Raw genomic sequence first — 25871 nt, 5'->3', positions numbered from 1 at the left:
CCCTAGTCCGCATTGATCTAACTCATGCAGACCGGACATTAAAGGGCATTACTTGAAATGCAGATGTTTCACCTCACGACGTAATTCCTGCACTTCATCAATCAGATCCAGCATCATGGCAACGGCACTAAAGGAAGCATCAAAATCACGCTGCAAACGGTAAGCGCGTTGTGCACGGGTGATATCTTCCCCAAGGAAGGTACCTGGATGCGTTTTAGAACGGTTCGGCAAAATTCCATGTTCAATGAGTTGCATCACCCATTCCGGACTTTGGCCACATGCTTCAGAAAAGTGGAATAAATCAAAGGTACGATCATCCATGATTTCAGAGGGGATATAACCGTTGGAAAAGTTTTCTCTATATTGAATTGTAGTCATAGCTCTACTCCTTAAACAGCCAGGCTTGAGACATTCAGAAAGGAAGGTCGTCCTGAAGTAGGGGAATGCCATAATATTTTATGGCCGCTGCGCTGTGCCCTAACGGCATGGGATGCTATTTGAACCAGCATCCTGCCTAGAAGAGGAACTCCTATCCTGTGGAAATCCTGCTTGAACCTGAACAATTCAGTCTGAGCAGGGAAACAAAGATCTGGGCGGGCATCTGTTTTTATAGTTTTATCTGTCATTTGCAAACCATCCGCTGTTTGCAACACACATTTACCCATGCCTATCAATTGAGGAATACTTGTTGCATGGATACTCCGTTCCAGAGGTTCCAGAGTCCGTAGCAGATTGAATTGCAGCTGAAGATAGATCATTGTGTGAATAAAAAATAACCGTCTTCAATTCATTATTATGAGTTTGGGCTAAGGGAAACAGTTTTTATTTGTACTTAATTGTTTCAAATCATAACCATTAAAAAAGCCCCTGAAACAGGGGCATGGAAAACTGACAAAAATTAGTATTTTATCCAGGTAACACTGCGTCCGATAACCGAAACGCCTACATAACCACGCAGGGTCAGGCGTTTGCCATTGGCGCTTAAACGTGCTTTACCTTTGTAAACTTTACCGCTGATTGGATCAAGTATCTTGCCATCATGGAATTCGCGAGGTTTTTTGGGGTCTGCCTTAAAATCCCAGATAAATGGTAAGCCAATAAATGGTTTATTCTTAAGCTGTCCTGGACATTTGCTACAGATTCCCAGTTTTTCTGCACCTGGCAGGCTACGGGTTTCTACGATAATTCCCTCATAGCTGCCATCTGGTTTTTTACGGATTTCGACATCAGCACGAGAATAACCGGATTGATCATCGATAGTCTTCCATTTCCCCAGTAGTGGATCTTCAGAAGCAAAGCTTAAACCTGCTGCTGTTGCCAATGTGATCCCCATCATTAAGCGATTTAAAATTTTCTTCATAACATGCCTGTTGATCAATGATTATTCGTATTAGATTTATTACTCTAATTTATTCATAAAATGTAACAAAATCAATAGTATAAAATGTGATGAGATTGGCATAAGATTAATGGATTCATGTGAATTATCACATGACCTAAAATAAAAAAGCTCCTAAGGAGCTTTTCTTAATAATCTGAATTCGAAACTAGTTTTTAATCCAGGTCATATTGCGTCCGACCGGTGCACCTTCAGCACGACTATGAATGGCAAGATGCCTGCCATTATTTTTCAGGCGGGCACGGGCCTGATAAAGCTGTCCAGAAACCGGGTCGAGCAGAGTGCCGTTAATAAATTCATTGCTATGGTAGGGATGACTGCTCAGTCCCTTAAGCATTGTTAGTCCAATGAGCGGCTGATCCTTCAATGCGCCTTTACATAGAGTGCAAGTTTGCTGTCGAGCTGCCCCAGGAATCTCACGAACATGCACAATTTTGGCAATATAGCGATCCTGAGCATCTTTACTAATCACCACATCTGCCAGGGAATAACCGGTACGGTCATCAATGGTTTTCCAGTGGCCAAGTAATGGGTCACTGTTGGCGAACGCGGATAGACTGATGATACTTGCTGCTGTAAGAATGATAGAACAAAGCAGTTTGAATCTCATTGCCACATTACCCCATGCTATTGAAAATATATTTAACTTCTTAAAGGCATAAAAAAATTATGGGATTAATATAGCGTGAAAAATACACTAAATACCAGTCAATAATCACGTTAAATTAAGAAAAATGAATATGAGTTAAAAATCACGTTCATTCATCCTGATGAGAGCGGGTGAATATTTTCGCGATAAGAAATGGAGTGAAAATAATGATTTTAAGCTGTCCAAGCCTTTGATCTGGTCAGACAGCTTACAGATGAGAATTTATAAAAAAATGAGGTTTACTCAACTTTCACCCAGGATACTGTTCGTCCGAGCATGGGTGTACCTACATAGCCACGAAGCGTCAGCACATTGCCTCGGGAATTCAGCGTTGCCTTGCTTTTATAGACATTGCCGGTTAGTGGATCGAGAATTGATCCATTAACGAATTCATTTTTCTTTTCTGGATTTAGTTTTAGACCTGATAAGACAGAGAGACCCAGAATAGGTACGTCTTTCAGTGACCCCTTACATTTAGAGCAATGGGTATGTGCAGGACGATTTGGAATGGCATGGATACGAATAACTTTACCTTGGTAGGTACCATCATTGAGTTTACTGATTTCAACATCAGCACGTGCATAGCCCGTTTTGTCATCAATGGCTTTCCATGTCCCCGTGATTTCGGCTGCATAGCTGAAGCTTTGCGCAGCACATAACATCACACCCATTAAATATCGAAATTTCATTTAAAATCTTCCACTTATTTTTTTGATTTTTTTACTTTGAAAATACCGTTGATCTTCTGATTCTATCGGCGTGCAAATTTTAATCATGAGGCAAGCTTGAAATTAAGTACATTTGTCTTTTTTTATGATGAATTTTGGTCAATATTTTATGAAAATATAAAATGAAAAAAGCACTCAATATTGAGTGCTTTTTTGAGTCGAACAGGGGCAGTTATTAACTGAGGTGTTCGCCAAACAGGCTCAAAGCTTCTTCAGCCGTAAAGATATAACGGCTATTACAGAACTGACAGTCCATCTCAATTGGATTCTGGAATTCTAAAGTTTCGCGAACCGATTCTACACCAATCTGCTGTAAGGCAATCGCACAACGTTCTTTAGAACAGGTACATCCAAACTGCAAATGTTCTACTTCTGGTAAGCGCACTTCTTCTTCGTTATATAAACGATAGAGAATTTCATTGGCATCCAGAGTGACCAGTTCTTCTGTTTTTAATGTTTCAGTCAGCATAGTCAGACGTGGCCATAAGTCTTCATCGACACGGCGTTGTTCTTCTTCACTGTTACGCGGTAGCAATTGAATCAGCAAACCACCTGCACGGTTGTTGTCACTGGCCAGCACGATACGTGTCGGAATCTGGGCAGACAGGTCATAATATTGCATTAGACAGCCAGCCAGATTTTCCTGATCAAGCGGAACAATACCTTGATAACGTTCACCAAATTCAGGCTCGATATTGATAAACAGCACTGGATTAGTCAGTGATTTTAAAACTGTGCTGCTATCTTCTGCTGCCTGAAAGTGTGGATCTTCTTCGTAATCCGCCAGTGCACGTACTTCACCGCGATGGTTACATTCAGCCATTGCCCATTTAAATGTGCCTGAAGCCTGAATTTGCAGGCTGATACGCCCTTTAATTTTCAGGGTGCTGGCCAATAGTGCAGTGGCACTCAGCATTTCACCTAACAGGATTTTTACTGCAGGCGCATAGTCACGCTGGGCCAAAATTGTTTGTAAAGCTTCTTCAAGATGCACCACTTCACCACGAACAGGGCTATCTTCAATAAAAAAGCGTTGGCGTAAATCAGACATAAAATTCTCCATAACCCTGCTTTAATGGTGGCATTATTGTAAAACACAAGTTATGCCAGATCATCTCTTATGGCATCAATTCCTGAAGCGTTGTTGTCCTGTTGCGTGTCCGTATCCTGTTCCGATACTTTTTTTAGCTGATCCTGAGCAAAAAGATGCTCCAGTTCTGCCAGTGTATTCCTTGAGCCTGCGGAATTAAACGGGCTCTCCGTATCCGGATGAAATTGACGATTGAGCAGGTTTTCATCGTGAGTATGAAACTCAATAATTTTTTGTTGTGCCTGTTCTTCAGACAGACCACTCAGCTGACCTAACAGACACTGACTTAGTTCTAGTGCAGAAGCATAGGTTTCTCGCCAGATTTTTTCCACGCCCAGCTCCTGAAGTAGATAGACATGATGTCGGTCACGTGCCCGTACCCATAAAGACATGTCAGGATAATTTAAGCGGAGATGTCGGACGGTCAGCAGTGAATCTTCAATATCATCAATGGCTACAATCACATGCTGAACCGTATCCAGATGTGCTTGAGCTAAAGCCTCTGGCTCAGTCGCATTGGCCTGATAGAAGGTAATACCATAAGAGGTCAGCAATTCAGTTGCTTCGATATTGCTGTCCATGACACTGAATTTTTGCTGCTGTTGCAGCAAGATACGGGCAATAATCTGGCCAAAACGGCCAAAACCAATTACTAGAATCGGTGCAGTATTGGGTGGAAGGCTTTCAATGTCAAAGGTCGCTGCCAAATGATTTTGCCGATCCAGTCGTGGCAGAATCTGGTTATGCAATAACCAGTAAAATGCCGGTGTAAGTAGCATGGATAAACTTGCCATCCACATCAATGGGGAGAGCAGGGGTGGAGTAATGATCTGCTGCGAAAGTGCAATGATGAGTGCCAGAAAAGCGAACTCACCACTTTGTGCCACACTAGCGGCCAGTAGCGTACTGTTGCGCCAGCTATGCTGATAATAACGTGCCAATCCTAAGGTAATCACAAATTTAATCAGGATCAGCGAAAGTGTTCCGGCAATAATCAATACGGGTTGAGTCAGTACATCGGCAAACTGCAATGACATGCCCAGACTGATAAAAGCCAACCCAATCAATAAGCCGCTAAAAGGCTGGAGACTCTTTTCGACCGAAATCTGGAAATCAGAATCTGCCAGTAACATGCCAGCAAATAATGCTGCGAGGTACAGATTCAGCCCCAGCGTATCCATCAGGACTAGTAAGCCCAGGAAAATGACAATGGCAACAATGCTATGCAATTCATGACGACCACTTCTGGCAATCCAGCGATAGAGCGGCTGCATGAAATAGCGGTTACAGAGGAATAAGCCAGTAAAGGTAGCCATCATGGCAGCAAAATAAGCTATGCCATGTTCTGTTGAACTGACGCCTGCAAACAGCGGAATTGCTGCAATGACAGGAATTGCAATCAGTGCATGAATCAGGGTGTTGGCATAAGCGGATTGACCATAACTGGTCGCCAGTTGTTGCTGATTATTTAAAAACTGCGTGACCAACGTCATGGCAGAAAGGCTGCCGGCCAGTCCGATAACAATACTGGAAACCAGATTCTGATCGAGAAAGAACCAGGCCAGCAGGCTCAAAATCAGGGTCGTGCTCAGTACCTGTAAAATGGCCATAAACCACAGAGGTTGCCCAAGCTGAAGAATTCGTTGTGGTCTGAGTTGTAGGCCAATCCAGAACATTAGGGCCAACAGGCTGATTTGAATAAAAGTCTGCATCACCTCAGGAGCAGAGATCAGCGCTAAGGCACTCGGCCCAATGATTAAACCTGTCAGTAAATAGCCCAGCACTGTTGGCAGTCTGAGTTTATGGCTCAGTGGCACCATTAACAGTGCAATCGCCAGAACCAGCGCTATTTGTAACAGTATCGACATTTTTCCGCCTTAAATTTTATTTTCATCCAGTCTTAAAGTTGAGCCTTTATCAAATGAAGTTGGGCTCAATATTTTTAGCTGAGTTCTTGTGGATCAATATCCAGTGTCAGCTTCATATTGGATGGCTTATCCTGTAACAGGTTTTGCCACCAGCTACGGACATAATAATGCAAACGGGCACGGTCTGCGGACAATAGCACCATATGGGATTGATAGCGTCCGGCCTTACGTTCCATCGGGGCAGGAATGGGACCCCAGATATCCAGCACCAGATCGGGATATTGCCTGAGCAGAGCAGCATGTTTCTGTAAGAATTCGGTATTTTGTGCCTGATCTTTGGATTCACAGCGAATCAGCACGGCATAACGAAAAGGAGGCATCTGGGCGATTTGCCGTTCGGTCAAGGTCTGCTTGGCAAAAGCGCGGTAATTTTCAGTGACTAAGGTATTCAGCAGCGCATGATCAGGTCTTAGGGTCTGTAAATATACATCCCCTTTATGTTCCCCACGTCCTGCACGACCTGCGACCTGTACGATCAATTGTGCTGTACGTTCTGTGGCCCGGAAATCGACGCTAAGAAGACCAGAATCGATATCCAAAATTGCAACCAGCGTGACATAAGGAAAATGATGGCCTTTGGCCAGCATCTGGGTGCCGAGCAGAATCGCAGGCTCACTTTTCTGAATCTTGTCATAGATCTTTTGCCAACTACCGACCCGGCTGGTTGAGTCGCGATCGACCCGGATCACTTCAAAATCTGGGAAAAGCTCATTCAGATGTTCTTCAACTTTTCCAGTGCCCATGCCTAAAGTTGCCAGCTCCTGGTGCTGGCATTGCGGACACTGTTCAGGCATACGATGAATGGTGCCGCAGTGATGACAATGCAGATGCTGATAAGGTTGCCGGTGCACAGTGAAATTGGCATCACAGTTCGGACACTGCGCCTGCCAACCACAACTGCCACAAATCAGTACGGGCGCATAACCACGACGGTTCAGGAAAATGAGCACCTGTTCTTTTTTGGCCAGGCGCTTTTTGATTTCTTCAATCAGATGCAGGCTGATGCCATGCTGCTTTGGTGCTACTTTTAAATCCAGAATATGGATTTTCGGCATTAGCGCTGTACCCGCGCGTTGATTCAGTTCCAGCACCTGCATTTTGCCTTGCTGCACCAGCGCATAGCTGTCAATGCTGGGTGTTGCTGAACCCAAGAGTACTGGACATTGCTGTAAATGTCCCCGGTACAATGCCACATCACGGGCATGATAGCGAAAGCCTTCCTGCTGTTTAAATGACAGGTCATGCTCTTCATCCAGAATGATCAGGCCCAGATTCGGCATCGGTGTATAAATCGCAGAACGGGTGCCAAGCACAATGGAAGCTTTACCGGTTTCAGCGGCTTGCCAGGCTTGTAAGCGTTTACTGTCATTCAGGCCAGAGTGAAGCAAGGCAATATGACAATGGAAACGGGACTGAAAGCGGCTAATCGTTTGTGGCGTCAGTCCGATTTCAGGCACCAGTACCAGTACCTGCTTGCCCTGTTTCAGTACCTGTTCCATGATCTGAAGATAGACTTCAGTTTTACCGCTGCCAGTCAGGCCATCGAGTAAAAAGGCCTGATATTGCTTGCGGTATTTCAGCACTTGCTGAATCGCATGTTTTTGTTCCGGATTGGCCGTTAATGGCATCTGGGCCAGTTGTACAGGTTGCGGGCTAAAATCCTGTGCTTCCAGGACACATTCGCAAATCCCTTTTTTTTCGAGCGCTTTTAAAGTCGCTGTTTCTATTCCGGCCAGATTTAAGAGATTCTCAGTTGTTCCCACAGGATGCAGTTTTAGAATCCGATAGGCTTCCTGTTGCCTCTCGGAACGGCGAACCTTGGCTTCAGCCTCATGATCCAGCAATTTCCAGTTTCGGGCCAGCAGGTTATAAGGTTTGCCCTGACGCAATAAGGTCGGCAAAGCAGTCTGGATCACTTCCCCGATAGGAAACTGGTAATACTGTGCTGACCAGGTCAATACACTTAAAACCTGGGAATTGATAATGGCACGGTCATCTAAGAGCTCGGTGATGGCTTTCAGTTTGAAGCTCGGATCAATCGGAGCATCTAGCGGTAATTTTTCAGTAATCACGCCGACCAGATTTTGCCGGCCAAAAGAAACCGCGACTCGGGCACCCACTTCTGCCTGCTGATATTGTTCCTGACTCAAGCTATAGTCAAAACAGTCAAACAGATGCACCGGCACTGCAACACGAACACGATAAACAGGGGCAGTAACGGGAACAGAATTTGGCATAGTAACAGAGTGGGTCCTGATGAAATTTCGTCGTGCTCAAAGTTCAGTTATGTTAGAGTGAGCAGATAATTTATATTGAAGAATATGAATGATTTTGATGGTCTGACGCAACAGCGTTAAGCAAAATTTTGGAAAATTAGAGCATTACAATGCCTGCATATCAGTTTACTGCGCTTGACGCTTCAGGGAAGCAGCAAAAAGGCGTGCTTGAGGGGGATTCAGCACGACAAATCCGGCAACAGCTTCGGGATCAGGCGCTGATTCCGGTGTCCGTAGATCCGGTTGAGAAAAAAGACCAGTATTACCGTCGCAAATGGTTTGAAAAAAGCATTACTGCTTATGATCTGGCCCTTATGACCCGACAACTCTCGGTACTGGTCGCTGCCGCAATTCCGCTGGAGGAAGCCATTCGCGCCGTCGGCAAGCAGAGCGAAAAAGTTCATGTGCAAAATCTGCTGATGTCAGTACGTTCTAAAGTGCTGGAAGGGCATAGCTTAGCTCAGGCGCTACAACAGTCTGGACGTTTTCCAGAACTATATATTGCCACCATTGCGGCCGGCGAACGTTCTGGTCACTTGGATTTGATTTTGGATCAGTTAGCCGACTATACCGAAAACCGCTTCGCCATGCAGAAAAAGATTCAAGGGGCGATGATCTATCCGATTATTTTGCTCTTGATGTCTTTTGCGATTGTGATGGGTCTAATGACCTATGTGGTACCGGATATCGTCAAGACCTTTGATCAAAGCAAAGATGCCTTGCCGTGGATTACAGTGACTTTAATGAAAGCCAGCGATTTTATCCGGATCGCCTGGCCATTTTTGTTGATAGGGAGTGCGGCAGGTATTTTTCTGCTGGTACGTTTTTTAAGAACGACCGCTGGGCATTATGCTTTTGATCGCCTGACTCTGAAACTACCTTTATTCGGAAAATTATCACGTGGCATTAATGCTGCCCGTTTTGCCAGTACCTTATCAATTCTAACCCAGTCTGGTGTGCCACTGGTGGATGCCTTACGCATCGGAGCAGCGGTAAGTAATAACTGGGTGATCCGGGATTCGGTTAATCTGGCTGCTGAAAAAGTGACTGAAGGCGGGAACCTGGCTACCCAGCTGGAACGTAGTGGTTATTTCCCCCCGATGATGGTACAAATGATCAAAAGTGGCGAAGCCTCGGGGGAGCTGGATCGTATGCTGGAACGGGCATCGACCATGCAGGACCGTGAAGTGACCACACTGATTTCGACATTACTCGCGCTTCTGGAGCCGCTGATGCTAGTACTTATGGCCAGTATTGTGCTGGTAATTGTGATCGCGGTGATGCTGCCAATCGTGAATATGAATAATATGATTTAAATAACATGTGTAACGTCTACGAAGAATTGAAAGTGCCTGAACTTTCTAAAGATGAATGAGAGATATTGAATGAAAAGGAATCCAAATCAAGCCATAGACCCTTCAACTACAGCTGTTGAACCTACCGTACGTGTGAGTCAGTTACGTGCCCATCGTGCCTCAGGTTTTACCTTGATTGAAGTAATGGTGGTTATTGTTATTCTTGGTGTGCTTGCAGCGCTGATTGTTCCAAATGTGATGGGACGCGGTGAAAAGGCTAAAGTGGATACCACAGTCATTAAGTTGCAAAGTATTGCGGGTTCACTGGATCAATATAAGCTGGATAATGGCAAATATCCAAGTATGCAGGAAGGTGGTCTGGATGCGCTGGTAAATCAGCCAGCAACAGCGAAGAACTGGTTGCCAGGTGGCTATGTGAAAGGGGGTTATCCAAAAGACAGCTGGGATAATGACCTGCAATACGTGATTCCGGGAACCAATGGTCGTGCTTTTGACTTGTATTCTTTTGGTGCCGATGGGCAGGCAGGAGGCGAAGGAACTGATGCTGATATTTATTACCAACCTTAATTGATAATTATTATAAATTAGTGAGTTATTGAATATATCACTTCACTTGATTGGTTGTTTCAATATTAGGTGAAGTGATAATAACTCTCAATCATAAAATATAATATAAGTAACTGAATTTAATACTATTACTATAATATTAATGATTTGATAGTTATAATAAGAATTATTTCCATATTTATCTATTACAATTATCGTAAAATGTGAATAAATATAGACTTTCTATTTACAAAAAATAGCTCATAATATTCTTAATGGCCCTTTTTTAGCCAAAGGAGAATGGTATGAAAGCATTAATATTGTCGGATGAAATAAACCAGTTTCATTGGTCGATGCTGAAATCTGTTCTTTTGGTTTTAAGCATTCTTCCAGCCAGTCAGGGAATTTTGCATTTATGGCAGACCACTGAAGGCAGCAGCCAGATTATGGTGGGTTTCTTTGCCATTAGCATGATGAGTACCTTATTCGTACTATGCTTCTGGTCAGCATTAAAAGCATCGGTCGTACAGTTTGAACAGGAACAGGCTTCTGCATTTGAAAACGGAATTGTACAGGTCTATCGCTATATTCCAATGCTGTCACTGGCGAGCATGTTATCTTATCTGGCGATCCAGTTTTAATAACATATAGATAAAAAACCGAGGCATGAACCTCGGTTTTTTTATACTTAATACCTTCTCTCCATGTGGGAAAGGATTAAGGAGAGGATGAAACACATAATGACCTCTCCCTAACCCTCTCCTAAAAGGAGAGGGAATAAATACTTACCTTCTAGACTTAAAGCTGATATCCACCTTACGTGGGCGGAAGCGCCAACCCAGTAATAATAACAATACGGAGAAAATCAGTACTGGCCAGTCGCTGAGTTTCATGTAAAGCGTTTCACCCTGCATGGCGGGTAACTCACCGCGGAGTATAGCTTCTTTATCCATAGGTGCACGTTTCACAATATGGCCATTGTGGTCGATGAACGCAGTTACCCCAGTATTGGTAGCACGAATAAACCAGCGACCATTTTCCTTGGCCCGCATTTGTACCATCTGTAAATGTTGCTGTGGACCGGCAGTGCCAGTAAACCAGGCATCATTAGATACGGTCACCAGAAAATCGCTTTGGCTGGCATTACGACGAGTCAGGTTTGGATAAGCCACTTCATAGCAAATCGCTGCACCTAAAGGATGGTTTTTCACATTTAATGGTTTCTGGATATCCGCACCACGCGAGAAACCACTCACCGAAGGGTCGTTTTGCAGAGCTGGAAGTACCCAACTGAGTGCGCCAGAGAGTGGAATATATTCTCCAAAAGGCACCAGACGCTGCTTCTTATACAGACCACTCGACTCATCACCGGTCGCCATGATGCTATTGTAATATTTTGGCGTGCCTGCTTCCTGTGACTCAGCCAGATCCCAGAACGGAATACCTGTGACCCAAGCTGTTCCAGATTTTTCTGCCTGAACTTTCATGGCATCCAAGAAAGGTTCGATATCAGTCTGGAACATCGGAATCGAAGATTCTGGCCAGACAATCAGGTCACGTCCCCATTCTGTCTTGCTCAGATTTGCATAGATCAGTAAGGTTTTTACCTGATATTCAGTTAACCATTTTAGGTCCTGAGGGATATTGCCCTGAATCAGAGAAACAGTGAGCGGCTTTTCATTTTTTTCTTGTACGAAAGTCAGTTGTGCAGCACCCCAGGCACCCAATAATAAGAGTGCAGAAGGAACGATCCAGAAGACCCGTTTACTTAAGATTTCAACCAGCGCACAGGCCAGAACAATCACTACAAAGGACACCCCAAATACACCAAATAAAGGCGCATAGGCATCCAGATAGAGCTCAGTAAAAGCGTAACCTGCAAATAACCATGGGAAACCGGTAAATACCCAGGTTTTGGCCCATTCAAAGATCACCCAAAGTGGTGCGAAGGTAAGAGGTGTTTCCGGGAAAAAACGACGATAAATAAAAGTCTGAAGCGCAGTAAACAGTCCCATGACGATCGCCATGATCAAGATCATGATTATGCTCAGGAAAGAACTGGTATCGCCATACACATGAATAGAGGTATAGAGCCAGAATGCACCCACAAACCACAATCCAATCCCATAAGCCCAGCCAATACCAAAAGCCTGTTTCGCACTACGACCACGGACGCAAGCATACAGTAAGGCAGGAGAGAGAATCGCCAGCCACCAGTAATGATAAGGTGCTAGTGCCAGGCTAAAAATAGCGCCGGCAAATAAGGCAATCAGTACAGGATAAATCAGGGCTAACTGCTTTTGCTGCTGGGCTGGATTTAATAGCTTATCGAAATATGCTCTCATTGGCGCACAGCTCGAATTAAACGAATAGAACGTGAATCTGCCTCAAGAATGGTAAATTGCCAGTTTTCCAGTTCAATCGTCTGACCTTCCAGATCATTTACCAAACCAATTTCTTGTAATAACAAACCGCCCATGGTTTCAACTTCATCATCGGAGAAATTGGCATCCAGCATATTGTTAAAATGCTCGATTGGTGTCAGCGCTTGTACTACCCAGGTATTGGCTGTTTTCGGGTCTTGGTCTGGAACAATATATTGTGCTTCTTCATCCGCAATATCATGTTCGTCTTCAATTTCACCCACAATTTCTTCGAGAATATCTTCTAGGGTCACCAGACCTGAAGTTGTACCGTACTCATCAATCACTACCGCAATATGAGTCTGGGTATTTTTCAGCATACGTAGAACCTGATCCGAACGCGCACTTTCCGGCACAAACAGCGGCTGACGCATCAAGGCACGAATATCGACTTTGGAAGAAGGCTCGGTCAGGAAAGGAAGCAGATCTTTGGCCAGCAAAATACCAACCACATTATCCGGTTGATCCGATGAGAACACAGGGAATCGCGAATGCGCAGATTCAACTAAAACATGCAGAATTTCGAGAAGTTGGTCATCTTCCTGCAAGCTAATCATGGACGTTCTTGGCGTCATGACTTCACGAATTTTGGTGGCTGGCAGGTCCAATACGCCTTCCAGCATTGCAACAGTATCGGGTTCTAAAAATCGACGTGAATCTTGTACTAATTTTAGCAGTTCGTCGCGAGTTTCGGGTGCAGTTCCCAGCCATTTACGTAAGCCGCGCATACCCCACGACGGGCCTGATTCCTCGTGCATGATCTTTCCTAAAGACTCTTAATATCTAAAAAAACGTGATTTTATCATACCGCAGAAAATACGCTTGTCTATTGTAATTATGCTGCGCAGACTTGATCTCGCGGGTCAGTCTGGTTTTGTGAACTGGCTCAAAGCGCGGGCTGCAATGCGAGAGTCGCTTTATGCTAAAATAAGGCTGATCTTGAATTCCTGAGTCTGTCGATGTCTGAAGCCGAAATTACGCCAAGCCTGCAATTGAATACCCGTGGATTACGCTGCCCTGAGCCAGTGATGATGTTGCATCAAGCCATCCGTAAGTCTAAAGCTGGTGATGTAGTTGAAGTTTTTGCTACGGATAATTCAACCTCTTGGGATATTCCAAAATTCTGTATGCATTTAGGACATGAACTGCTGCTCCAAGAAGAACGTCTGGATGAAAATGGCAATAAAGAGTTCCACTATCTGGTGAAAAAAGGCGGTTAAAAGATTTTTTGGGCAGATGAGTGATTTATTTGCCCATATTTTTGAAAGATTAAAATTAAAAGAAAGCTATATTTTTTTTGAATACTTGATCTGCTTGAAATGCCTGACTTTCAGAAAATAAAAATTTTGATATTCAAGCTTCTTCCAGAATTACAGTGATGAAGCGGAACCATGGCCAGACCAATGAACCTAGGCTGGATATAAATAATTCACTATAATGCCGCAAAAATATTTATAACAATTAAAAATGATAAAAAATCATATCGCTCAAGTATTAGAGCAATTGGGTCTTAGTGCACAGAAGCGAGCTTTGCTTGTTCAGTTTTCCCTTCAAAAACTTAATTCTGAAGTTTTTCTACAACGTATTAATGGCCAACATGTCCTGAATCAGGGACTAAAAATTGAACTGATTTGTGTATCGACCAATGCCTTGATTCCCCTTAAAGAATTTATTGGAACTCAAGTAGCAATAGATCAGGTTACGGATCAAGGACAGTTATTTCGCAGTTCCGGAATTATTACTGCAGCAACTCAGGGACAGAGTGATGGTGCATTAACGCTTTATAAACTCACCCTGGAAGATGCAACGTCGCTATGGCATAAACGCCGTAATAGCCGTGTGTTCATGGACAAAAGTGTCCGAGAAATTACTGAAATCTTATTCAAAGAATGGCAGCGTAAGAGTCCATTATTTGCGGCTGCACTCAAGCTGGATTTATCCGGTTTGCAGCAAACTTATGATGTGCGTCCTTTTACTATGCAGTTGAATGAAAGCGACTATGAATTTTTAACCCGTTTATGGCGTAGTGAGGGGATTAACTGGCTGATTGATGAGTCTGAGCTTATAGTTGTGCATTCATCTGCACCGATTGCAGCGCAAAAGCTTAGATTAATTGATGACAATAGCCACTACCAAGCTTTAAGCCGCAAGGCGATCCGTTTCCATCGTTCCAGTGCGACTGAACAAGAAGATAGCATGACCAGTTTTATTGCAGAACGACAGTTGCAGCCGACTGCTGTACATATCCAGCGCTGGCATGCTGATCGCTTGAATCAGGAAGAAGGTGTAGGTTCAATACAAAGTAAGCATCAGCAGAGTCAGGTTCAGGATAATGCCAGCCTGGCATTGGAACAAGGCTGGAACATCAGCCCGGCATGGGTCACTGATCTCAGGCATGAAGATCAGGCAACCCCAGCCTCAGATGCACAAATCGACAAAATAAACCAAAATTTGCAATATTTCTATGATGCACAGGCCAAACAATTTTTAGCAACATCCACGGTACGCGATGCCCAAGTGGGCTACTGGTTCAGGCTAGATCAGCATCCAGAAGTAGACAAAGAATTTTTAATTATCTCTAAGAAATTTTATAACCAGAATAATTTGCCTAAAGACTTAAATGAGCAGGTTCATGCTTTAATTCAGCAAAGCTGCTGGCAGATGACAGAATCCAAGGACGCAGGTGAGCGTCAGGCCAACCAGCTAGTCTTGCAACGTCGCCATATTCACTTGGTTCCTGAGTATCAGCCTTTATTGCAGCGGCCACAGGCCTATCTGCAACGCGCCAAGGTAGTCGGGCCAGAAGATGAAGAGATTTATGTGGATGAATGGGGGCGGATCAAAATCCGTTTTCTGTTCACTCGTTCGGATGATCATGCTCACGATGGTGGCGCAGGCAGCAATGACAGTGATACAGATTCAGCCTGGGTAGATGTTCTGACCCCGTGGGCAGGTATAGGTTATGGGGTCCGTTTCTTGCCACGCATTGGTGAAATGGTGGTCGTCGACTTTTTCGATGGCAATATTGATCGGCCTTTTGTGATAGGTCGGATTCATGAAGGCCAACGTTCTCCGACGAAGTTTTACCAAAAAGGACAACTACCAGACACCAAAAAACTCAGTGGTATTCGCTCGCAAAAAGTACAGGCGCAAGGCTTTAACCAGTTACGTTTTGATGATACGACTGGCCAGATCAGTATACAGTTACATAGTAGTCAAGCTGCCAGTCAACTCAATCTGGGTAACTTGAGTCATCCGAAAGAACAGGCGGAAAGTGAAGGACGGGGTGAAGGTTTTGAACTTAGAACTGACCAATGGGGTGCAGTCCGTGCAGGTGAAGGGTTATTGATTTCGGCTCATAAACAGCAAGCTGCAGATGGTTCACATATGGATGCTGAACCAGCGAAAAGCCAGCTTGAATCAGGCTTGCAGATGAGCCAGGCGCTAAGTGATGTTGCTAAAAACCAGCAAACTGATCCGCTTGAAATCTTTGAAAATTTAAAAAGCTTTATTGAGCAAATTGAACAGCAAGATCAAGACAAGGCAGCTGCCTTTAAACAGGCAATCATGATTCTGACAGCACCAAACTCCATTGCGCTGAGTACTCAGCAGGATATTTATTTGTCTGCGGAGGGTCAAATTAGCCACCAGGCGGCGGACAGTATTAACCTAAGTTCGCAGAAAAATATTATTGGGCATGCCTCTTCTAAAGTCAGTCTGTTTGCAGCTCAACAAGGCTTAAGAGCTTATGCCGCAAAGGGCAAAGTTGAACTACAGGCGCAAAATGATGGGATGGATGTTATTGCGCGTAAAGGTATCAAAGTTGTCTCCACTGAAGATCAGATCGAAATTACAGCAGCGAAGGAAATTGTTTTAACTGCGGGCGGTTCTCAAGTTGAAATCAGTAGTGCCGGAATTTTGTCGATGATGGGTGGTCAGTTTGAGATGAAGGCAGGGCAGCATCAATTTTTATCAGGGGAAAAGGTAATACATGATATTCCCTATCTTCCTGCCTCACATAATAGTTCCTATATTTTAGAGTTCGATGTGCGACATAAAATAAATAATAAATTATTAGAAAGCTCTCCAAATTTTAGTCTTATCGATTCTAAGGGAAATGTACGAATAGGAGAGGTTCCCAAAGATGGAATTATTAGAATTACTTCAGAAAATAAGGAAGAAAAATATACTGTTATGGTGCATAAATATGATGCAGAGATATCGGAGTTAGAAAAATGACTTATACGGCTCGTTTAAAGGTATCCTGTGATAATAAAGACCTTTTATCAAAATTAAGCTATACCTTACTAAATACAACAACTCAAAAAAGTTATGGAGGAAAAATTGATCCGAATGGTTGTACCAAAATCTATAATTGCAATAAATTAGATTTAATCTTTGTAGAGTTAATTTTAGATAATTCAAAAATTGCCAGAGTGCGTGTTCCCGCACTAGAAAATGGCGAATTTAATAAATCGATATATAAATTAAAATCAACTACAGGTACAACAAAACAAGCAGAATCAAATAAAGTACCTGTTAAAGTTAAAAATGAATTAGAAATAGCACTTGAAGCCTTACATAGTACAGCACTTTACTTTAGTAATAACTTTTTAGATCATGATAGCTCCTTAAGAATTGCTTATATGAAAGCAATTAAAAAAATGAGTCATGATTACTTAAAGGATGTCGAAAATGGAAGAATGACTGTAAAAGACGCTTCGAAAGAGGCTCATACATTAAGAAATGATATCTTAGAACAGACTAGGAAAAAGAATTCTCCAATCGCGTTAGCAGTATCACAAAAAGAAAAAATAGCAGCTAAAAGCTTAGATCAATTTTTAGAATACTATGCATTGAAATTAAAAGATCCTGATAAATGGAAAAGACTGAAAGATCAGTCAAGACAAACCTTAGATCATTATGTAAAAGCATCAACAGGTACAAGAAATTCATATTTTCAGGCGCTTTCAACAGCAGATAAAAATAAAGTTTTTTATAGTGTAGTTAAAGGATCAGGGTCCTCCCATGGAACCTTTGATAAAGCAGCAAAGTATATGAAACCACTAGGCAGAGTAATTGTCGTTATTTCAATTTCTTATGCTTGGTATGAGATTTTTTCAGCTGAGAATAAAGAAAAGGAATTTTATAAAGAAGCCGCAACCATAGGCTCAGGAGTGGTAGCTGGCGCTGTGGGTGGTGCTATTGCAGGAGGAATTTGTGGCCCCGGGTCTCCCATATGTTCAACAGTGGGGGTAATAATTGGAGGTCTAGCGGGAGGGTATGGAGCATATAAATTAGTTGAAGCTTATGATGAAGAATTAGAAGCTTTTACAGAATGGACTTTATTTTAATTCCAGTAGGTAGACTATATGTTTAAGTTTTTTAAAAGGTTAGTAAGAAAAGAAGCTAATAAAAATTTAGATGCGAATAATTATAAAACTAAAATTAAAAATTTTAGCCTAGAGCATGATCAGATTGTGGGCGTAAATATAGATGATGTAATAATTAAAATACCTTATACAGACATAGTAAGGATATCTATTATGGTTTATGAGGAAGATTTACTCCCTCAACCAATCTGGACTGTGCAAACAATAAAAGACATTATTGATATACCGAATGAATTAAATAATACAGATAAATTATTTTTTGAAGTTCTTAATAAAAAATTAGAAGGTTACAACTCAGTTCAAACCCAAGCAGAAATATTAAAAGCTATGAATTGTACCCATAACAGCCTATTTCATATTTGGCAGCGCCATGATGCAGATAAAATATTTAAATCTATTGAAAGCTAATTTTTTCTTGCACAAAAAAATTAAATGACACGTATTTTATAATCTTATCAATATAAAAAGCCTCTAAAGTAATTAATTATTTTAGAGGCTTATGCAAGCTAATTAAGCATTACATATTCGGGTAGTTCGGACCACCGCCACCTTCCGGTGTTACCCAGGTGATATTCTGAGATGGATCTTTGATGTCACAGGTCTTGCAGTGTACACAGTTCGCTGCATTGATCTGGAAGCGCTTCGAACCGTCATCATTTTCCATGATTTCATACACACCCGCCGGGCAGTAACGCTGTGCAGGCTCATCCCATTTCGGCAGGTTCACATCCACCGGAATCGAAGCATCAGTTAACTTTAAGTGCGCTGGCTGGTTTTCTTCATGGACTGTATTCGATACAAACACAGAAGACAGACGGTCAAACGTCAGCTTGCCATCCGGTTTTGGATAGTTCGGCTTGAAGTTCACTGCATCAACCGTTTTCAGAGTTTTAAAGTCTGGCACTAAATCATGGAGCGTGAACGGCACTTTAAATACGTTCTGGTCGATGAAGTTGAACGCTCCACCCATCCATTGACCGAACTTGTGCATTGCTGGGCCAAAGTTACGTGCGCTATACAACTCTTCTTTCAGCCAGCTATTGTTGAACTTGTCTGTATAAGATGTCAGTTCTTTTACAAAGAAGTCTTCACCCTCGGTCACACGCGCAATCGCCAGGTCACCGCCTTTTTCTACACCGGCCGCAATCGCTTCAAAGACTGCTTCGCCACACAACATGCCAGATTTCATGGCAGTGTGTGAGCCTTTGATCTTGGCAAAGTTCAGGAATCCTGCATCATCACCAATTAAAGATCCACCCGGGAAGGTGAATTTCGGCAGAGAGTTAAAACCACCTTTGGTTACGGCACGCGCACCATAAGAAATACGTTTACCGCCTTCCAGATATTGTTTGATCAGTGGATGGGTTTTCCAGCGCTGCATTTCCATGAATGGATACATGTGCGGATTTTCATAAGACAGATCCACGATCATGCCTAATGTCACCTGGTTGTTTTCAGCATGGTATAACCACCAGCCACCTGACGAACCGGTTTCAGATAAAGGCCAGCCGGCACCGTGCATTACCAGACCTGGTTTGTGTTTCGCTGGATCAATTTCCCAGAGTTCTTTAATCCCGATACCGTAGTGTTGCGGATCAGCATCTTTATCCAGGTTGAATTTCTGGATCAGGCGTTTACCTAAATGACCACGGCAGCCTTCTGCAAAGATGGTGTATTTGGCATGCAACTCATAACCTGGCGCAAAGTTATGCGTCGGTTCACCATCTTTGCCAATCCCCATGTCACCAGTCTGGATACCTTTCACTGTACCATCTTCATGATACAGAATTTCTGAAGCAGCAAAGCCCGGGAAGATCGATACTTCCAGCTCTTCGGCTTTCTGGCCTAACCAGCGCACCACGTTGCCCAGAGAGATGACATAGTTGCCATCATTGTGCATGGTTTTCGGCACCATCCAGTGCGGGGCTTCTTGTGATTTTTCATCTGAAAGAAGGAAGAAAGTTTTATCTTCTGTCACAGGAACATTTAAAGGCGCGCCTTCTTCTTTCCAGTTCGGGAATAGTTCGTTCATGGCACGTGGTTCAAGCACAGCACCCGAAAGAATATGTGCACCGACTTCGGAGCCTTTTTCTACGACACAAACGGACAGATCATTTAAATTGTTTTCAATTGCAAGTTGACGGATCTTGATTGCAGCAGACAGGCCGGCAGGACCCGCACCTACGATCACAACGTCAAACTCCATCGATTCACGTTCGATGTGTTCCATGTAGGACTCCTCATATTTCTATTCGGTGGCAACCATAATCGGATGATTGGGTGCTGCCATGAGTGTTCTGAATTCCTAGACACAAAAATAGTAGTGTCTTTAAGCATCTGGGCTAGTATAGTTTTAAACCCAGGTTAAGCCAATTGGCTGAAACATATTATTTTTCCGTCATTAAGGTCTTCTTTATATGAATAAGTCAGCACCCGAGAAAAATCCGACGAAAAAAGTAGCTTCTAGCGATGATAAAAATTTAATGGATATCGCACAATACTTAAAAGATGCACAGGGCAGTCACAAAAGGTCAATCCCGCCTTTGGATCAATGGCAGCCAAAGCATTGTGGCGCAATGGATCTCAAGGTTTTGGCCAATGGAGAATGGTGGCACGAAGGTCAATTGATCAAGCGTCAGCCGATGATAGACCTGTTTTCCACGGTACTCTGGAAAGAAGAAGGAAAATTCTATCTAAAGACGCCGGTTGAAATGATTGAAATCGAGGTCGAAGATGAACCTCTGTTTGTAAATCAGGTCGATCAGGTCAAGATTGAAGGCAGGACTTACCTGCAACTGACCACCACGACTCAGGACATCATTATTGTCGATAGCGAACATCCTATTTTTATGCGTCAGTATCAGGATGAATTGCGCCCTTATGTGCATGTGCGTTTTGGAATCAATGCGCTTATTCAGCGGGCTGCTTTTTTACATCTGGTGGAGATGGGCGAGCTTGGTGAAAATGCTGCTGGAGAGACGGTTTTAAGCTTGAAAAGTGGTGATTTAGACTTGCATTTAAGCACCTGAGGTTTAAGCTTTGTCGCAAGGTCATTTGAAACAAGCAACTAGCAACGTTATGAGCGCTATCCAACCGATTTATCCCTTAGTAGATCCCATGCCTAAAGCCAGTGCTGATGCACCTATTGGGATTTTTGATTCTGGTGTAGGAGGGTTGTCGGTTGCTTTGGAAATTGCCCGGTATTTGCCCAATGAACGCTTTGTCTATTATGCCGACACGGCTTACGTACCTTATGGACCCCGTAAAGATCAGGAAATCCGTGATCTGACTGCGCGAGCGATTGAATGGCTGTATCGTGAAGGCTGTAAAGTTGCAGTTGTTGCCTGTAATACCGCTTCTGCATTTAGTCTGGATTATTTACGTGAGCATTACGGCGAAAACTTTCCGATCATTGGACTAGTGCCAGCGCTCAAACCTGCGGTCCTTAATACCCAATCCAAAACGGTGGCCGTCCTGGCCACACCTGCAACCTTTCGTGGCCAGCTGATTAAGGATGTCATGACCCGTTTTGCCGAGCCGGCACAGGTCAAAGTAATTCCGGTGACCTGTCTGGATCTGGTGCCTTTTGTAGAAGCCGGTCAGCAGATGAGTCCTGAGTGTCTGGCGACATTAACTCAGATTTTACAACCGGTTGTTGATCAGGGGGCTGATTATTTAGTGCTAGGATGTACACATTACCCCTTCCTAAAATCGTCAATTCAGTATATTTTTGGTCAAAAGCTGACATTAATTGACTCAGGATTCGCGGTTGCGAGACAAACGGCCCGAATTTTGATCAAAAATGGGTTATTATTTGAACATGAGTGCAAGGACAGTCTAAAAATCCGACTTGTGGTTAGTGGTCAAAATGCTGAACAGCTCCAGCCGATTTTAGGGCATCTGATTCAAGCCGATATTAAATGGCAGGTCAGTAATATGGAGACAGAAGTCAGCTAGGCGACCGTCACTCATCTTATAATTTTCAAAGATATATTTTTATACTGGGGTCGTCATATTGTGTCAGGGCAGGGTTTAGCCGGCCAGATCAATGTGCAGTAAAAGAGGATAATCAATGCTCGATAAACGTTATCAGGTGTTTATCTCCACCTCTGGTGCAGAAATGCAGCCAGAGCGGATCATCTTGTCACAGACTTTGGTCGGCATGGGTTTCTTTTCCTGGGGGCTGGAACAACGCACTCCTTTAAATACTGCATTTGCGCGTCGCCAGATTGATGACTGTGATTATGTGGTGATTCTGCTGGGCAGCCAGTATGGCGAGCAGTCGGTTTCCGGTGTGGGTTATATGCACCTGGAATACATTTACGCTGTGACCAAGCAGAAACCGATTATTGTGTTTATGCATGAAGATCCGGCCTCACGTGATTCTTCATTGCACGATACCAAACCTGAATTACAGGAAAAATTTAAAGAATTTCGTCAGTTATTGCAGCAGGAAGCTGATCAGGTCTTTTGCTATCGCACCCTGCGCGATCTGGAAATGGCGGTGCGTTTGAACATGCCGCAAATGCTGGAACGTTATCCGGTAAGTGGCTGGGTACGTCCGCAGAATACTCAAGCCTTGCATGACGAGATTGACCAGCTCAAAGCCAAAGTGGCCCAACTGGAACGAGATGGCGGTACGCGTGAAGTAGACCCTTTCCTGAGCTTACCGAAAGTGTCTATGCATGAAGTTTTCTCTTTCGAATACCGTATGCATGCTTATCAGGATGGTAACTTTAAAGAGCTGAAAGTTCAGAAGAGACTGACCTGGGCACAATTGCTGGCTATTCTTGGCTCTACCTTCATTAATCCAACGCCGGAGGAATTTTTCTCCAAGCGTATGAATGAGTATTTGAATGAAACCGGTCTGGAAGATGCACGAGCGGAAATGCCGCGTGCACATGCTGTAGCCCGTGCCCAGATTAATATCCGTGCCCTACATAGCCTGAAATTGCAAATGCGCCAGAACGACTGGATTGTACCGTCGGGCCGTGATGACCGCCAGCGTCTGCTTTGGCAGATTACATCTAAGGCACAGAAACTGCTGGACAGTAACTTGCTGGATAAAGATCGTACTTTTCAATATAAGTCAGTGTATTAATCCATATAGAGAATAAGTAAAAAGCTGTTAAAGTAAGCGGGTTGATACCACGACGGGCGTACTGCATGTTTTCTACAGCTAAACCGAAAGTTACGATTATATTGGCAAATTTAGGCACACCTGATGCACCGACTGTGCCGGCAGTACGCGATTTCCTGAAGCAGTTTTTATCTGATCAGCGTGTCATTGAAATTCCCAAGCCGATCTGGCAACTCATCCTGCGTTTATTTATTTTACCGTTCCGTCCCAAGCGGGTTTCCCGTGCCTATGCACAGGTCTGGGGTCAGGATTCACCGATGCGTGAGATTCTGCTGCAGCAGGTGAGTCAAGTAAAGGCCAAGCTCATTGAACAATATCCGCAATTTGAACTGAATGTGGTGCCTGCCATGACCTATGGCAATCCCAATATTCAGGCTGTCCTTGATCAGATTTCGGCTCAACCCCAAGATCACATTATTCTGTTTCCATTATTTCCCCAGTATTCAGCGACCTCTACCGCGCCTCTGTATGATGCAGTCGCAAAATGGGTGCTGAAACAGCGCAATTTACCTGGTTTGTCGATTATCCGCGATTATTATCAACACCCTTTATTTATTCAGTCACTGGCGCAAAGTGTTCGGGATTATCAGGCGATTCATGGGCAGCCGGAAAAACTGTTGATGTCATTTCATGGTATTCCACAGCCCTATGCCGATAAAGGTGATCCCTATGCAGATCGTTGCCGAATCACAGGCAAATTGGTTGCAGAAGCTTTAGGTCTATCTGAAGATCAATATGCAATTAGTTTCCAGTCCCGGTTTGGTAAACAGGAGTGGGTCAAGCCTTATACCGATGCTCTGATTGAAGAGTGGGGCAAACAGGGCGTGAAATCAATTCAGGTGATGAGTCCGGCTTTTTCGGCTGACTGTCTGGAAACACTGGAAGAGCTGGCGATGGAAAATGGGGAGACCTTCAAGGCCAATGGCGGGGAAAGTTACAGTTATATTCCGGCTTTGAACAATCGTGAGGATCATGTGCAATTGCTCAATACGCTGTTACAGGCTAATCTTGAAGCATTGAACCAGACGCTTGCCTATTAATTTTTTGAGGTTTCTTATCCTATGTTACAAGTCAAAATTGTTCCTGTGACTGCATTTCAGCAAAATTGCTCGATTCTTTGGGATAGTGACAGTAAAGAGGCTGTTTTGATTGATGCAGGGGGCGAACCTGAAAAATTAAAAGCGGAAGTAGAAGCACTGGGCTTAACAGTCAAGGCTTTATGGCTGACTCATGGTCATCTCGATCATGCTGGAGCAGTTGGTGCTTTAAAAAACGTTTGGGATGTGCCGGTGATTGGTCCGCATAAGGACGATGCATTCTGGCTGGATATGATTCAGGAAGTGTCTGCCCGTTACGGTTTTCCGATTCCGGAAAAAGTAGAAGTCACGCAATGGCTGGAGGGCGGAGAAGTTCTCAAGCTGGGTGATGAAGAGTTTGAAGTACGTTTTGCCCCAGGCCATACTCCAGGTCATGTAATGTTTTATAACAAGAATCATGCTTTGTTATGGACAGGGGATGTACTGTTTAAAGGCTCAATTGGACGGACAGATTTCCCACGTGGCGATCACCAACAGCTACTCGATTCAATCCAGCGCGAATGTTTTAGTCTGCCGGATGAAACTCGGTTTATTTCAGGACATGGTCCGATCAGCAATATTGGTTTTGAAAAGCAGCATAACCCTTTCGTTGCGGGAAAAGCGGGTTAAAGTAGGTAAAAAGATCAGCCTAGCTGGTCTTTTTATTTGCTAAAAGGATTATTCAAAGACTGGCGGGTTTGTGCATAGATCAGCCAGGTCATAATGGCAAGCAGAACTCCAACGACAATAAATAAGCCATCCTGTTGAAAAATGCCTATTCCTAATGACAATATCGCAAGTATTCCTACCCCAATTAAAATGATCTTTAGAATAATGTAGCCCATATTCTTGCTCTAAAATAATGTGATATTTCTGCGTAAGAACATAGTATTAAACTGGCATATGTACTGTTAACTTGTGTTGGTTTTCTACAGGCCTTTTATAAAAATCATGTGATTATTTAGGATATGCTTAAGGCGATAGGATATTTTAAAAGGTTCAGTCTTCTTCAGAAGATTCAGCCGCTGGAGCATCTTGGGTCGGCAATTTATATTCCTCACTGGCCCAAGCGCCTAGATCAAGCATTTTGCAGCGCTCCGAGCAGAAAGGACGAAATTCATTATTTTCCCAAGTGGTCAGTTTGCCACAGCGTGGACATTTTAAAGTGGTCGACATCAGCGCACTCCCTAGAAAAATAAAGCTTCGATTAGGCAAATATAACTGCACTTGTTAGACTTATACAGTTTTTATTAGTTTGATCTGATTATGTCGATTCGTCAATTTCAAGCACAGCGTATGCATGCGCCTCGTGATTTCCAAAGTATCAGTTCTGAACCGGTTTGTGTGGAAATCGGTGCGGGCAAAGGTAAACATGCTTTGCTCTTTACTCAGACCAATCCGAACAGCAAGCTGATTGCGATCGAGCGAACTCGAGAAAAATTTTTAGCTATGCAAAAACAGCATGCGCTGGAAGGACAGCCGAATTTACAAACGGTTCATGCCGATGCCTTGCCGTGGATTGTGCATGCACTCTATCCAGCACAAGTCGAACAATTCTTTATTTTGTATCCGAACCCTGAGCCGCATAACCCGGCACAGCGCTGGCTGAATATGCCATTTTTTGAGTTTTTATTATCGCGTTTAAAAACTGGTGGCACGATTACTTTGGCGAGTAATATTCCTGAATATATTGAGGAGGCAGAGCAGCAGGTTCAAAATCTGTGGAAACTGCCTTTCGTTAAAGAAGTCATTGGTCAGGACTCGGCAAGAACTCATTTTGAAATTAAATATCTAGAACGTGGTGAGTTGTGCCAGCAATTGATTATTAGCAAGCCGGAAGGCTATACAACGCGTTTTGATGAGTTTCAGCCGCTACAAGGGCAGAATGCGAGTTCGGCGGAATAAGC

Annotated in this window: 25 protein-coding genes; 13 read left to right on the top strand and 12 right to left on the bottom strand. The window is 43.5% G+C overall.

Translation table 11 applies throughout. From position 1 onward, the window contains the following. Positions 1–48 precede the first annotated feature (48 nt). The 7 genes from AC4MCD_RS12985 to AC4MCD_RS12955 form a co-directional block, all read right to left on the bottom strand. On the bottom strand, positions 49–378 hold the full coding sequence (locus AC4MCD_RS12985) for a chaperone modulator CbpM (protein ID WP_004781729.1): 330 nt from the start codon (positions 376–378) through the stop codon (positions 49–51). 520 nt (positions 379–898) lie between these two features. Further along, positions 899–1360, bottom strand: a complete 462-nt coding sequence (locus AC4MCD_RS12980; protein WP_419375055.1) for a DUF2147 domain-containing protein — start codon at positions 1358–1360, stop codon at positions 899–901. 187 nt (positions 1361–1547) lie between these two features. Then, on the bottom strand, positions 1548–2009 hold the full coding sequence (locus AC4MCD_RS12975) for a DUF2147 domain-containing protein (RefSeq protein WP_419363817.1): 462 nt from the start codon (positions 2007–2009) through the stop codon (positions 1548–1550). Positions 2010–2287: 278 nt separating this feature from the next. Next, the gene (locus AC4MCD_RS12970; protein ID WP_419363815.1) at positions 2288–2737 is read right to left on the bottom strand and encodes a DUF2147 domain-containing protein; all 450 of its coding nucleotides are present in this window, start codon (positions 2735–2737) and stop codon (positions 2288–2290) included. Between the two features lie 214 nt (positions 2738–2951). Then, positions 2952–3827, bottom strand: coding sequence for an Hsp33 family molecular chaperone HslO (gene hslO / locus AC4MCD_RS12965; protein ID WP_159123419.1), 876 nt, complete (start codon positions 3825–3827; stop codon positions 2952–2954). Between the two features lie 50 nt (positions 3828–3877). Beyond that, complete coding sequence (locus AC4MCD_RS12960) at positions 3878–5734, bottom strand: cation:proton antiporter domain-containing protein (RefSeq protein ID WP_491876245.1); 1857 nt, start codon at positions 5732–5734, stop codon at positions 3878–3880. A gap of 74 nt (positions 5735–5808) precedes the next feature. Continuing rightward, positions 5809–8031, bottom strand: a complete 2223-nt coding sequence (locus tag AC4MCD_RS12955; protein WP_180011868.1) for a primosomal protein N' — start codon at positions 8029–8031, stop codon at positions 5809–5811. Positions 8032–8180: 149 nt separating this feature from the next. Here AC4MCD_RS12955 and gspF point away from each other — a divergent pair, with 149 nt between their 5' ends. From gspF to AC4MCD_RS12940, 3 genes are all read left to right on the top strand, one after another. Beyond that, positions 8181–9386 carry a type II secretion system inner membrane protein GspF gene (gene gspF, locus AC4MCD_RS12950; protein WP_419363810.1) on the top strand — a complete coding sequence of 402 codons (1206 nt, stop codon included), beginning with the start codon at positions 8181–8183 and terminating at the stop codon, positions 9384–9386. A gap of 183 nt (positions 9387–9569) precedes the next feature. After that, positions 9570–9953, top strand: coding sequence for a type II secretion system major pseudopilin GspG (gene gspG, locus AC4MCD_RS12945; protein ID WP_240904185.1), 384 nt, complete (start codon positions 9570–9572; stop codon positions 9951–9953). A 284-nt stretch (positions 9954–10237) separates the two neighbouring features. Beyond that, complete coding sequence (locus AC4MCD_RS12940; RefSeq protein WP_208462720.1) at positions 10238–10573, top strand: hypothetical protein; 336 nt, start codon at positions 10238–10240, stop codon at positions 10571–10573. Between the two features lie 144 nt (positions 10574–10717). Here AC4MCD_RS12940 and lnt read toward each other — a convergent pair whose 3' ends face one another. Further along, positions 10718–12277 carry an apolipoprotein N-acyltransferase gene (gene lnt / locus AC4MCD_RS12935; RefSeq protein ID WP_491876244.1) on the bottom strand — a complete coding sequence of 520 codons (1560 nt, stop codon included), beginning with the start codon at positions 12275–12277 and terminating at the stop codon, positions 10718–10720. Beyond that, positions 12274–13113: a CorC family transporter gene (locus AC4MCD_RS12930; RefSeq protein ID WP_004781742.1), complete on the bottom strand. Its 840-nt coding sequence runs from the start codon at positions 13111–13113 to the stop codon at positions 12274–12276. The genes lnt and AC4MCD_RS12930 overlap by 4 nt, the downstream gene beginning before the upstream one ends. A gap of 201 nt (positions 13114–13314) precedes the next feature. On the opposite strand from AC4MCD_RS12930, the gene tusA reads away from it, so the two are divergent. The 4 genes from tusA (at position 13315) to AC4MCD_RS12910 (ending at position 18156) form a co-directional block, all read left to right on the top strand. Then, entirely contained in the window at positions 13315–13575 is a 261-nt protein-coding gene (tusA, locus tag AC4MCD_RS12925; protein WP_004781744.1) for a sulfurtransferase TusA, read from the top strand. Between the two features lie 247 nt (positions 13576–13822). Next, entirely contained in the window at positions 13823–16594 is a 2772-nt protein-coding gene (locus AC4MCD_RS12920) for a type VI secretion system Vgr family protein (protein WP_491876243.1), read from the top strand. Beyond that, entirely contained in the window at positions 16591–17709 is a 1119-nt protein-coding gene (locus AC4MCD_RS12915) for a hypothetical protein (RefSeq protein ID WP_491876242.1), read from the top strand. Before AC4MCD_RS12920 ends, AC4MCD_RS12915 begins: the two co-directional genes overlap by 4 nt. A gap of 18 nt (positions 17710–17727) precedes the next feature. After that, positions 17728–18156, top strand: coding sequence for a hypothetical protein (locus AC4MCD_RS12910; RefSeq protein ID WP_491876241.1), 429 nt, complete (start codon positions 17728–17730; stop codon positions 18154–18156). 109 nt (positions 18157–18265) lie between these two features. Here the strand turns inward: AC4MCD_RS12910 and AC4MCD_RS12905 are convergent, their stop codons facing one another. Beyond that, positions 18266–19978, bottom strand: a complete 1713-nt coding sequence (locus AC4MCD_RS12905) for an electron transfer flavoprotein-ubiquinone oxidoreductase (RefSeq protein WP_005232462.1) — start codon at positions 19976–19978, stop codon at positions 18266–18268. A 187-nt stretch (positions 19979–20165) separates the two neighbouring features. On the opposite strand from AC4MCD_RS12905, the gene AC4MCD_RS12900 reads away from it, so the two are divergent. The 5 genes from AC4MCD_RS12900 (at position 20166) to AC4MCD_RS12880 (ending at position 24594) form a co-directional block, all read left to right on the top strand. Further along, positions 20166–20777, top strand: coding sequence for a DUF1285 domain-containing protein (locus AC4MCD_RS12900; RefSeq protein ID WP_291358305.1), 612 nt, complete (start codon positions 20166–20168; stop codon positions 20775–20777). A gap of 49 nt (positions 20778–20826) precedes the next feature. Beyond that, a complete protein-coding gene (gene murI, locus AC4MCD_RS12895; protein WP_491876240.1) occupies positions 20827–21705 on the top strand; it encodes a glutamate racemase in 879 nt (292 codons plus the stop codon). A 115-nt stretch (positions 21706–21820) separates the two neighbouring features. Further along, a complete protein-coding gene (locus tag AC4MCD_RS12890; protein WP_491876239.1) occupies positions 21821–22849 on the top strand; it encodes a DUF4062 domain-containing protein in 1029 nt (342 codons plus the stop codon). Positions 22850–22914: 65 nt separating this feature from the next. Next, entirely contained in the window at positions 22915–23928 is a 1014-nt protein-coding gene (gene hemH / locus AC4MCD_RS12885; RefSeq protein WP_491876238.1) for a ferrochelatase, read from the top strand. Positions 23929–23949: 21 nt separating this feature from the next. Beyond that, positions 23950–24594 (top strand): MBL fold metallo-hydrolase, encoded by a 645-nt coding sequence (locus AC4MCD_RS12880; protein ID WP_491876237.1) that lies wholly within the window; start codon positions 23950–23952, stop codon positions 24592–24594. A 32-nt stretch (positions 24595–24626) separates the two neighbouring features. Here the strand turns inward: AC4MCD_RS12880 and AC4MCD_RS12875 are convergent, their stop codons facing one another. Continuing rightward, entirely contained in the window at positions 24627–24809 is a 183-nt protein-coding gene (locus tag AC4MCD_RS12875; RefSeq protein WP_340835383.1) for a hypothetical protein, read from the bottom strand. Between the two features lie 154 nt (positions 24810–24963). Then, complete coding sequence (locus AC4MCD_RS12870; RefSeq protein WP_419363792.1) at positions 24964–25140, bottom strand: DNA gyrase inhibitor YacG; 177 nt, start codon at positions 25138–25140, stop codon at positions 24964–24966. A gap of 84 nt (positions 25141–25224) precedes the next feature. Here AC4MCD_RS12870 and AC4MCD_RS12865 point away from each other — a divergent pair, with 84 nt between their 5' ends. After that, on the top strand, positions 25225–25869 hold the full coding sequence (locus AC4MCD_RS12865; RefSeq protein WP_291358307.1) for a class I SAM-dependent methyltransferase: 645 nt from the start codon (positions 25225–25227) through the stop codon (positions 25867–25869). The last annotated feature ends 2 nt before the right edge of the window (positions 25870–25871 follow it).

The organism is Acinetobacter sp. CAU_H_78 (assembly GCF_058599365.1).
This window is presented reverse-complemented; position numbering and strand designations above follow the sequence as displayed.

Bases quoted from the DNA above. Each gene is read 5' to 3' on its own strand.
- AC4MCD_RS12985 (WP_004781729.1), bottom strand. From the start codon at position 378: ATGACTACAATTCAATATAGAGAAAACTTTTCCAACGGTTATATCCCC.
- AC4MCD_RS12980 (WP_419375055.1), bottom strand. From the start codon at position 1,360: ATGAAGAAAATTTTAAATCGCTTAATGATGGGGATCACATTGGCAACA.
- AC4MCD_RS12975 (WP_419363817.1), bottom strand. From the start codon at position 2,009: ATGAGATTCAAACTGCTTTGTTCTATCATTCTTACAGCAGCAAGTATC.
- AC4MCD_RS12970 (WP_419363815.1), bottom strand. From the start codon at position 2,737: ATGAAATTTCGATATTTAATGGGTGTGATGTTATGTGCTGCGCAAAGC.
- hslO (WP_159123419.1), bottom strand. From the start codon at position 3,827: ATGTCTGATTTACGCCAACGCTTTTTTATTGAAGATAGCCCTGTTCGT.
- AC4MCD_RS12960 (WP_491876245.1), bottom strand. From the start codon at position 5,734: ATGTCGATACTGTTACAAATAGCGCTGGTTCTGGCGATTGCACTGTTA.
- AC4MCD_RS12955 (WP_180011868.1), bottom strand. From the start codon at position 8,031: ATGCCAAATTCTGTTCCCGTTACTGCCCCTGTTTATCGTGTTCGTGTT.
- gspF (WP_419363810.1), top strand. From the start codon at position 8,181: ATGCCTGCATATCAGTTTACTGCGCTTGACGCTTCAGGGAAGCAGCAA.
- gspG (WP_240904185.1), top strand. From the start codon at position 9,570: ATGGTGGTTATTGTTATTCTTGGTGTGCTTGCAGCGCTGATTGTTCCA.
- AC4MCD_RS12940 (WP_208462720.1), top strand. From the start codon at position 10,238: ATGAAAGCATTAATATTGTCGGATGAAATAAACCAGTTTCATTGGTCG.
- lnt (WP_491876244.1), bottom strand. From the start codon at position 12,277: ATGAGAGCATATTTCGATAAGCTATTAAATCCAGCCCAGCAGCAAAAG.
- AC4MCD_RS12930 (WP_004781742.1), bottom strand. From the start codon at position 13,113: ATGCACGAGGAATCAGGCCCGTCGTGGGGTATGCGCGGCTTACGTAAA.
- tusA (WP_004781744.1), top strand. From the start codon at position 13,315: ATGTCTGAAGCCGAAATTACGCCAAGCCTGCAATTGAATACCCGTGGA.
- AC4MCD_RS12920 (WP_491876243.1), top strand. From the start codon at position 13,823: ATGATAAAAAATCATATCGCTCAAGTATTAGAGCAATTGGGTCTTAGT.
- AC4MCD_RS12915 (WP_491876242.1), top strand. From the start codon at position 16,591: ATGACTTATACGGCTCGTTTAAAGGTATCCTGTGATAATAAAGACCTT.
- AC4MCD_RS12910 (WP_491876241.1), top strand. From the start codon at position 17,728: ATGTTTAAGTTTTTTAAAAGGTTAGTAAGAAAAGAAGCTAATAAAAAT.
- AC4MCD_RS12905 (WP_005232462.1), bottom strand. From the start codon at position 19,978: ATGGAACACATCGAACGTGAATCGATGGAGTTTGACGTTGTGATCGTA.
- AC4MCD_RS12900 (WP_291358305.1), top strand. From the start codon at position 20,166: ATGAATAAGTCAGCACCCGAGAAAAATCCGACGAAAAAAGTAGCTTCT.
- murI (WP_491876240.1), top strand. From the start codon at position 20,827: ATGAGCGCTATCCAACCGATTTATCCCTTAGTAGATCCCATGCCTAAA.
- AC4MCD_RS12890 (WP_491876239.1), top strand. From the start codon at position 21,821: ATGCTCGATAAACGTTATCAGGTGTTTATCTCCACCTCTGGTGCAGAA.
- hemH (WP_491876238.1), top strand. From the start codon at position 22,915: ATGTTTTCTACAGCTAAACCGAAAGTTACGATTATATTGGCAAATTTA.
- AC4MCD_RS12880 (WP_491876237.1), top strand. From the start codon at position 23,950: ATGTTACAAGTCAAAATTGTTCCTGTGACTGCATTTCAGCAAAATTGC.
- AC4MCD_RS12875 (WP_340835383.1), bottom strand. From the start codon at position 24,809: ATGGGCTACATTATTCTAAAGATCATTTTAATTGGGGTAGGAATACTT.
- AC4MCD_RS12870 (WP_419363792.1), bottom strand. From the start codon at position 25,140: ATGTCGACCACTTTAAAATGTCCACGCTGTGGCAAACTGACCACTTGG.